The following is a 7,908-nucleotide window of genomic DNA, read 5'->3' on the forward strand; positions in this document are numbered from 1 at the left end:
AACCTACGTGAAGTTGCAGCAGGCATACTTCTCTGAAGCAAGCAAGGCCGGTGGCTGGCAGTTGATCGGTTACATGGCTCCGGGCGTGAACAGCAAGACCACGAACTTCGAATATACGCCGGGCACGATTGCTATTGCAAGTTCAGCAACTCTTTCTGGAACCAGAACTGTTGGTTGGCAGGCTCATAACGTAGCTACATTAAACGAATGTGCAATTGGAGACAACTGGACTGTTGGCTTGGCAGTCGACGCATCTGCAGCAACAGCTCAGGACATTATTTTCTCATCTCAAGTTACAGCAGGTGGCTGTGCAGCTCTTACCCCGACCTTCGACAAGATTGGTAAGTAAGGTTTAGTACTTATATTCTTAAGAGAGCCCTTCAAAAGAGGGGCTCTTTTTTTGTTATTTTCGTATTATGTATAATATTCATTTTATTTTATCGTTGTTTCTTGCAACGTTTCTTTCGTTCTTTTTCTGTCGATGCAAGAAAAAGAGATTCCTACCTGTTTTCATTACACCTATTGTTTTTTGTTTTGTTTTTTAATTACGATTATGGATTATCCCTCGGTGGGATAGCACCTATAATTATTTCGTATTTTTTTTGATTAATTCTAGCAATCAAAAGTCAATGAAGCCTCGTCAATACTCATCCTTAGATATTTTTCCCACTTTATTGGAAGCGATGGGATTTGAACTTGAACATCGTGGAATTGCATTGGGGCGCTCGTTGTTTTCTGATAGTTTGACAATGCTTGAACTCTATGGCCGCAAAACATTGGATAGTCTTTTACGAGAACGAAGTATTCAATACGACAAGTTTTTATTTGGAAATTAAACAGCGACACGCCATTCGCTATTGACTGCGCAGTCGTTGAGAGCAACACTGGCCTTAGCCGTCCATATAGTCTGATCACTTTCAGGCAATGCTGTGGTACCATTAACATAACCAGTCTTCGCATCGCTGTATTCAAAGTTTATGGTCTGAGAAACAGCAGAAGCCGTGTTGGAACCTGTAGTAGTGATGTTACCCGGTGCAGTATAGCCGATGATACCAATGTTACCGTAGTTCAGACCGGTTTCAGACACATAGGCCTGCTGCAACTCTTCAGACTTTTACATATCGTTGCTTGCTGCTTTGCGGTTTCTCGGGAAGCGTCAACTTTAGAGATCCGCTATTTATTAACGGTTGAACAATGTGGCTCATCGTGTAGAAACGCGACTTGCCCGTAAATGCCTGCAATTCCGCACGGCTTCTTGGAACCGAACAGAACGCTAGTATATCGCTCGGCTTGCCTGAATACTCCTGTTCGGTCACAGAATTATAGAGGATTGCGTAAAACTCTCCATGTCGTACCGAAAACTCTGCAGGGAGAAGTCCTGCATCCTGCATCTCCTTTTGTATTGTTGGTATTCCCGAATAACGTTTTTCCGTAACCTTCAAGATTTCAAGAATGTTTGCAAGGACCGCATTTCGTGTATCGGGGCGAACCTTGCCTAGATTGCTTAAGGTAATTTTCCCGTAGAGTCCGCCACTGTTGATGACCTGGAGTCTGTCATCGTACATTTCAATGCGAACAGGAACATTTTCGGAATAAATGCTGTAATCTCGATGAACTAGAGCGTTCAGGATGATTTCACGAACAGCCACAATGGGGTATTCTTCTTTGTCAACCCGCCTTCCTTCTTTGTCTATAATCGTTTTATGACGGCTGTTTTTTTGAACAAAAGAAATTGCGTCTTCCAGCATCTGCGGGATTGTTCCGGTTATTCTAGCGTTATCGATAAAACGTTCTCCCGAATTTCCGAGTATCCCCATTTCTTTGCCAGGAATTCGAACTGCAGTTATGCAGAATTGGGGAAGATATCCCTGAGGGTATTTTGAAAAAGCAAGTATTCCGGCCACTGTCGGCACTCCCGAATGAAGAACGCCCATCAGCTCCAAAATTTCTGCGTCGTCTACATTTATTGCCAGATTTTTTCGTTCTTTTTTGCACTGTTGGATATATCCGTCAAGGTCTGATTTGTTCAATGATTGAATGGGTACATCTGAAATCGGCCTAGCATCGTCGCGGATGTGCTTACGGTAAGCTTCGTAACTATAAACCTCGTATTCGCTCATCGGTTCGTCGGAATCACCGACTCTAACGAACGACCCCTTGATCCGTCCAATTCCTTTATAGAATACGGGGCGGTGAACGATTTCTACTCCAGGTATTTCAGCGGAAACGACCTTTTTGTCGTTGATGGTGCAAACCGTGAAAAGGGGCCGGACACAAGGCTCCATTTCCTTGCACTGCTCATTCACTTTTTTTTGAATATCCTGAGCGTCATATACCCCTACAACATCGTAATTCTGTTTCTCGTCAACGCCAAAGACAATCGTCCCGCCTTCATCTTGATTCGAAAAAGAAGACAAGGAGTCGTACAAGCGTTTGGGACAGCCTTCATGGGCAGCCTTAAGCTCAAGATGTTGTGTTTCGCAACGATTGGATTGAATCTGCTTGACTAGCGATACAAGGTCCTTTTCTTGCATTTTGGCGTCTCCGATTGATTGTTGACAAATAATATACATTTTTTAGCAACAAAAAATATAAAGTTTGACAACTATTTAGCCAATTTGGCAAACTTTTTGCAAATTTACCAAATAGTTGGTAAATTCTGAGAATTATTTGCAAGACAGAAAGAAGAATGCCGCTTTGAACACCTCTCTCAGCCACCTACGTGAAGTTGCAGCAGGCATACTTCTCCGAAGCAAACATGGCTGGTGGCTGGCAGTTGATCGGTTACATGGCTCCGAATAACGGAGAAACGACCAACTTTAAGTATGACAAGGGTGCTATTGACAAGGATGCATCTGATGCAGATACCGATCAAAAAGATGGTTGGAAGGCTGCAAATAAAGCAAATCTTAACGAATGCCAAGGTGCTGGAGATACCTTTAACTGGACTGTTAAAGTTCAGAAGAAGAGTGGCTCATCTCAGGATGACATCACCTTTACAGCTTCTGCAGGTCCTGCAGGTTGCGTAGCTCTTACCCCGACCTTCGACAAGATTGGCAAGTAATAGCTAGTTGACATAAATATTCAAAAAGAGTCCTCCTTGGGAGGACTCTTTTTTCATTTATATGATAAAATACGAGCCGGAAGAGACTCTTTTAAAGACTATTGAATCGAACGATTGGACAACCATTCCGCCAAATCCACGATACGAATACCTTCGTATTGATAAGGTTCATGTTTTGTCCTGGCTATAACCATTTTAGGATATGCGTCGTTGATTTTCAAAAGAGGCGATACCTCACGATCAAAAGTACTTTCTGTGCTAATATCATCCGAAACCTGTATGTAGATTTTTTCATCTTTTTTCAAGGCCACAAAGTCTATTTCTTTTTTATAAAGAAATCCTGCATAAATCTCATAACCACGTCGAAGAAGTTCTATGGCGACTATGTTTTCATACGCCCTGCCATAGTCCATATTTTTTGTTCCAAGCCGAGCGTACTTAAAAGAATGATCTCCCAGATAATACTTGTCTTGTGACGCAAGGTACTTTTTCCCACGAATGTCGTACTTGCGAACTTTATAGAATGCAAACGCGTTACACAGATAACCCACATACGAGCCGATCGTTTTGTCATTAACGGGAACTTTACTACTAGTCAAAGCATCTGAAATGCTTCTTAGGGATGTTATATTGGATATATTGTCAGAAAGAAAGTCGCATAGCCGTTCCAATAAAACCTTATTCCGAATATTGTATTTTTTTACGATATCTCTTAAGACAAGCGTATCAAATACGTCCTTGATGTACTTATATTTATCCGTTGAATTGTTGTACACATAGGAACCGGCCATGCCGCCGCCCTTCAAATATCGGTCAAGTGCACCCTGAATATCTGTTAATTCATAATACCGCATAAACTCAACGAAGGAGAAGGGGAACATTTCTATAGCAAAGGTTCGACCGGTGAATAACGTGGAAAGATCGCTGCTTAAAAGAAATGCATTTGATCCTGTTATGTATATGTCAAATTTTTCTGTTGCATGCAAGCCATTAATTGCTTTTTCAAAACCTTTGCACATCTGAACCTCGTCAATGAAAACGAAATTCGGAACATTTTGTTTGTATTTTTTTTGAACAAAATCATAAAGCGCATGGTATTCTGCTAAAGGCTCTGATTTAGGATCGTTGAAATTCACATGAATTACGTTTGCTTTACGGTTCTCTTTTTTTAAACGCTCCATAAACATGTCCATTAGTTTGGACTTGCCACTGCGGCGAATACCTGTAATAACCTTGATGTCCGGAGTACCGACGACAGACAACAAGCGATTTATGTATTCGATTCTTTGGATTAATTTCATTAGGAAGCCTATTTCGTTATTTCGCAATAATAAAAATAATAAAAATTGCGAAATAGATGTAGCGTGGCTGTATTTTTTGTTTCATCCTACGTGAAGTTGCAAGACGCTTATGCAGGTGAAAGTAATCAGCTTGGCTCTTGGTCCCTCATTGGTTACTCTGGTCCGGGAACCAAAATTAAGCTTTAAAGAGTCGATGCAAATCTTTTAAAAGGACCTCCATTTGGAGGCCCTTTTTTTGTATATCTGATTATTTCAATCTTCTAAATTTCACTCTTGACAATGCTTATAGGATTTGCTCATTTATGATTTAGTAAATCTAAAATGAGTAAAATATGTTTTGTGGTATGACATTTGAATAAATGGCTCGGTAATTTTGGAAAAGGCAAAAGAGGAAGTTGTCAATGAGAAATGTATTTATATTTCATATCGTGAAGAAGAAAATAGATTTACCCATTGCTATAGCAATTAACGTCCTGTTTTTTGTTTTATTTGCCGTTCTAGGAGTGCTCCGTTATGGGGCGCTTGACGATTATTTTATGTCCACCGTGCTGACGGGGGCATACGGTTCTGAGTTTGACCCGCATTTGGTGTTTGTCAATGGCGCGCTCGCTTATTGCTTGATGCCGCTTTATTATTTGTTCCCGAGTGTTGGCTGGTTTTATATTTTTCAGATGGCGACCATTTTTGGAGCATTCACTCTATTTTCTTATTGCTTGATTCGGCAGTTGGGTTTCCGCTTGGGTGTTCCCTTGGCAATATTGTTGAGCTCTGTTGCTATTGAATTTTATGCATCGGTTTCTTTTACGATTTGCGCACCTTTACTTGCAGCGAGTGGAGCTATTCTATTTGTAAAAGGAAGTATTCGAAAAAAAACGTTGTGGTTAGCTGCAGGTAGTGTTTTATTGGTCTTGGGGGCGATGTTGCGCTTCCAAATGTTTTTGCTGGTAATCCCTTTTTTGGTAGCCTTGCTTTTGTGGGCTCATTTCCCGTTCAAGGCTATACCAAAAAAGTCGTTAATCGCCCTTCTTTTATGCGGACTTGCTATTTATGGTGTAAATACATTCGATGATAACTTGTATAAGGATCCAGAATATAAATATTATAAGGAATATCAATATAAGCGAGCTTTCTTTGGCGATGGAGCCCATTATGACAAAGAGGCTATATCTGACGAACTCGAAGAACGCGGGATGATTCCGCTAGATTTTCAATTGTTGTGTGCTTGGAATTTTTATGACACGCGTGTCTTTAGCGCCGATAGTTTGGATGCTATCATCAAGATTGCGAATAGAAATACTTATGTTGAAAACAAACAGCGGTTGCCCGCCGCTGTCGCTATGGGAATTTCCAATGCTTTTACGCGGAATATGGCGTGGTGTTGGTGCTTTGTTTGCATACTCATTCTGTTGTTTGCGAAGAAAAAGTCAAGGTTGTACCCTTGGGTGTCGCTTGCGTTAGTGGTGGCTTCGTACATATATTTATTGCAATTGAATCGTCTTGTTTCACATGTAGAAATGGGAATCTGGCTTTATGCGACGGTTATGGGAATCCCGCTTTTGCAAAGGAATAATGCTGTTGCGGGTGTACCTAGTAAAATTTCTAGTCATTTGCCGATAATTGTATCATTATTTGCGCTAGTATTTTTTGCAGCAACGATTCTTTCGTTACCTAAAGAAAAACGGAATCGTACCGTATTTGCCGTACCTGAAATGTCTAGTGATTGGCGAAACTTTTTAGAATATGCCAATAAAAATATAGACAACATTTATTTACTTTCTTTTTATCAGTACAAAGATCTTGGTTTTGTAAAGGACCCTCCGTATAAGGCCGCAAAAGCCGGAAGTTGGCAAAATATAATCCCGATAGGATATTGGAATATCCACTTGCCTGGGATGAAACGCGAGCTGGAAAAACGGGGTGTAGAAAATCCGTTACGCGATATTGTCAATAGCAATGTTTATACAATCGAAACAGGAAACAATCCCAGCTACCAGTTGTTCTACAAAATCCATTATCATAAGAATTTAAAAGTGGATACGGTACAAACGTTTGGTGATTTGATGATTTTGAAATATCGCGAAGAGGTGAATGATGGAAAAATCACAGAAGATTAATTTGGCGATATTTTTGGCGTTTATTGCGGTTACTGTTCTGCTTTCCTATGTTTTAGGAACAGATTTTATGGGAAAACAGGAAAAACCTTGGCACATGCAGGGTGCTGTTCACGAGGACTCTCTTTCACAGGAATATCTCAGCAAATACAAGATTTTAGATAAAGTACCTGTAACATTGCAAATAGAAAACAGCAAGGAAAAACGTGTTTTGATTTTGATCGATGCTTGGGGCGTTCCGTTTGACGAACAAAAGCTGGCAAAAGAATTTGCAATATTTAAGGATGTTCCGCACAAGTTTGCCTTTCACAAAAGACTGAAAAACGTAACAAAACATGCGGAACTTGTAGAATTTCGGACGGATTCTTTAGACTCGATTTTTGTCATTGATAAACTTAGTAGTTTGGATTCACTGTTGAGGAATTCAGGCTATAAAACGATTGCCTTGACAATAAATGATTCAAAAGAAGGTTCGGAAGAGAGTTTGCATAAAGTTTTAAACGAAATAGCCGGATTAATAGAAAATTTCCCTGATGTACAATTTATAGTGCAAGGGGCGCATCGACCAATTCTTGGAACTCCCGAAACACGCCGACAATATTATGCCCACTGGGTCCCAGTGGTAATATTAAATTGACTGTACTATAAATAATTATCGCAAAAATGTATATTATTGAGGACCGGATGAACTCTTAATCAAGCAGGCAAATATGAAAGATTTTCTCTATGCGTATAGTGACGCTATTGATGAAAGCTATGAAAAGGGACGCGATAATGAGCGTGCTGCAACAGCGCTTGATATGCTTGCTGACAATGAACCTATTGAAAAAATCGTAAAATATTCGCATTTGTCAAAAGAAGAAGTGATTGAACTTCAGAAGACGATTGCGGCGAACACTGCTAAATAACAGGAATTAGCCGAATTTTTACACGCGAAGCCAATTCTTAAACGAGTTGGCTTCTTTTGCGTCTCCTCAATTCAATATCACAAATGGTACCTAGCACTTGTAATTAAAAAATATTACTTCATATACAAAAAAGGGCCTCCAAATGGAGGTCCTTTTAAAAGGTTCGCTATGCTAAACCTTACTTACCGATCTTGTCGAAGGTCGGGGTAAGAGCCACGCAACCAGCATCACCTGCAGAGGCTGTAAAGGTAATGTCAGTCTGAGCATCGCCTGTAGTGCGGCCCAAAGTAACAGTCCAGTTTACACCAGCCTTGCATTCATTCAGGTTCTGGCTATTTTCTGCAGTCCATCCCTTAGGAGTGCCGGAAGAAAGATCATTACTTTCTTTAGTACCAATATCACCCGGATTATACTTGAAATTGGTCGTTTCGCTATTGTTACCCGGAGCCATGTAACCGATCAACTGCCAGCCACCAGCCATGTTTGCTTCAGAGAAGTATGCCTGCTGCAACTTCACGTAGGTT

The 7,908-nt window shown here is 40.5% G+C and carries 10 protein-coding genes; 6 read left to right on the forward strand and 4 right to left on the reverse strand.

Going from position 1 to position 7,908, the window contains the following annotated elements; genetic code table 11:
• The coding region (locus tag BUQ91_RS15790) for a hypothetical protein (RefSeq protein ID WP_074209907.1) at nucleotides 1-349 on the forward strand (349 nt) is incomplete at its 5' end.
• Between the two features lie 483 nt (nucleotides 350-832).
• Here BUQ91_RS15790 and BUQ91_RS15310 read toward each other — a convergent pair.
• Nucleotides 833-1,087: a hypothetical protein gene (locus tag BUQ91_RS15310; RefSeq protein ID WP_074209908.1), complete on the reverse strand. Its 255-nt coding sequence runs from the start codon at nucleotides 1,085-1,087 to the stop codon at nucleotides 833-835.
• Between the two features lie 19 nt (nucleotides 1,088-1,106).
• Complete coding sequence (locus BUQ91_RS15315) at nucleotides 1,107-2,534, reverse strand: ATP-binding protein (protein WP_074209909.1); 1,428 nt, start codon at nucleotides 2,532-2,534, stop codon at nucleotides 1,107-1,109.
• 188 nt (nucleotides 2,535-2,722) lie between these two features.
• Between BUQ91_RS15315 and BUQ91_RS15320 the strand changes: the two genes are divergently transcribed.
• Nucleotides 2,723-3,064: a hypothetical protein gene (locus BUQ91_RS15320; RefSeq protein WP_074209910.1), complete on the forward strand. Its 342-nt coding sequence runs from the start codon at nucleotides 2,723-2,725 to the stop codon at nucleotides 3,062-3,064.
• 98 nt (nucleotides 3,065-3,162) lie between these two features.
• On the opposite strand, the gene BUQ91_RS15325 is transcribed toward BUQ91_RS15320, so the two are convergent.
• On the reverse strand, nucleotides 3,163-4,365 hold the full coding sequence (locus BUQ91_RS15325; protein ID WP_074209911.1) for an ATP-binding protein: 1,203 nt from the start codon (nucleotides 4,363-4,365) through the stop codon (nucleotides 3,163-3,165).
• 63 nt (nucleotides 4,366-4,428) lie between these two features.
• Here BUQ91_RS15325 and BUQ91_RS15990 point away from each other — a divergent pair, with 63 nt between their 5' ends.
• The 4 genes from BUQ91_RS15990 to BUQ91_RS15340 all read left to right on the forward strand — a co-directional run bounded on the left by BUQ91_RS15990 (nucleotide 4,429) and on the right by BUQ91_RS15340 (nucleotide 7,384).
• Nucleotides 4,429-4,551, forward strand: a complete 123-nt coding sequence (locus tag BUQ91_RS15990; RefSeq protein WP_256382325.1) for a hypothetical protein — start codon at nucleotides 4,429-4,431, stop codon at nucleotides 4,549-4,551.
• A 215-nt stretch (nucleotides 4,552-4,766) separates the two neighbouring features.
• Nucleotides 4,767-6,479, forward strand: coding sequence for a glycosyltransferase family protein (locus BUQ91_RS15330; protein WP_074209912.1), 1,713 nt, complete (start codon nucleotides 4,767-4,769; stop codon nucleotides 6,477-6,479).
• Nucleotides 6,454-7,113, forward strand: coding sequence for a hypothetical protein (locus BUQ91_RS15335; protein ID WP_175566655.1), 660 nt, complete (start codon nucleotides 6,454-6,456; stop codon nucleotides 7,111-7,113). The genes BUQ91_RS15330 and BUQ91_RS15335 overlap by 26 nt, the downstream gene beginning before the upstream one ends.
• A gap of 73 nt (nucleotides 7,114-7,186) precedes the next feature.
• The gene (locus BUQ91_RS15340) at nucleotides 7,187-7,384 is read left to right on the forward strand and encodes a hypothetical protein (RefSeq protein WP_074209914.1); all 198 of its coding nucleotides are present in this window, start codon (nucleotides 7,187-7,189) and stop codon (nucleotides 7,382-7,384) included.
• A 178-nt stretch (nucleotides 7,385-7,562) separates the two neighbouring features.
• On the opposite strand, the gene BUQ91_RS15795 is transcribed toward BUQ91_RS15340, so the two are convergent.
• On the reverse strand, nucleotides 7,563-7,908 hold a 346-nt coding region (locus BUQ91_RS15795), incomplete at its 5' end, for a hypothetical protein (protein WP_175566656.1).

The organism is Fibrobacter sp. UWB11 (genome assembly GCF_900143015.1).
Classification (GTDB): Bacteria; Fibrobacterota; Fibrobacteria; order Fibrobacterales; family Fibrobacteraceae; genus Fibrobacter.